The organism is Streptomyces aurantiacus (assembly GCF_001418335.1).
GTDB classification, from domain to species: Bacteria; Actinomycetota; Actinomycetes; order Streptomycetales; family Streptomycetaceae; genus Streptomyces; species Streptomyces aurantiacus.
This window is the reverse complement of record NZ_LIPP01000431.1, coordinates 872-1,607: the sequence shown is the minus strand read 5'-3', so window position 1 is coordinate 1,607 and position 736 is coordinate 872. Positions and strand designations below refer to the sequence as shown.

Annotated in this window: 1 pseudogene; it reads right to left on the bottom strand. The window is 69.2% G+C overall.

Annotated elements, in window-relative coordinates:
- A pseudogene (locus AOK01_RS37910) lies at positions 1-725 on the bottom strand (hypothetical protein); the annotation flags it as partial.
- Between the last annotated feature and the right edge of the window lie 11 nt (positions 726-736).

Here is a 736-nt window from a genome sequence, read left to right as displayed (position 1 = left end):
CGGTCGCCCGCGCCGACCGTGCCGGTGGTGTGCAGGGCGGGCCGGGACAGGTTCACCTGTGCGGCGGCCTTCGTAGCCGTGGACTTCGGTGCGGCGGACTTCGGTGCGGCGGACCGAGATGCCGCCCCCGCGTTCTTCGTGCTCCCGGCACCGCACGTGCCCTCTTCGAAATCGCCCGACCAGCCCTGCTTGACCGCCCATGGCCGGTCGAAGGAGCCGGCGATGCCGAAGTGCTGGTCGAAGGAGTCCGCGGCACAGCGAGTCGACTGCCGCAGGTTGGACATGATGAACTCCCGTACGGGCACGGGTGCTTGTTCCAGGATGTAGCGGTAGACCTTGACCGTGTCACGGGCCGAGATGGCGGTGTAGCCCCAGTAGCCCTCGTAGCCGGCGGGCGGCCCCTCCGTGTCGCTCAGGCGGAGTTCGGTCACCATGCGGTCGATGATCGCCGAGCCGCCGTTGACGGTCCAGTAGTGGTCTGCCGCGTCGTCGTAGCTGCTGCGGAGCATCGGTTCCAGCAGGGCGCGGTCGGCGGCGGGGACGGTGTAGTCCGGATCACGGTCCCAGAAGAAGTCGAGCACCAGCAGCAGTTTGACGACGGAGGCCGAGCGGAACTGCATACTCGCGTTGAGCTGGTCGGTGAAGACGCCTGTCTGCCGGTCGTACACCGCGACCCCGGCGGTGACACCGGCCGGGACCTCGACCTGCGCGGCAGCGGTGGACACCGTGCCCCTGG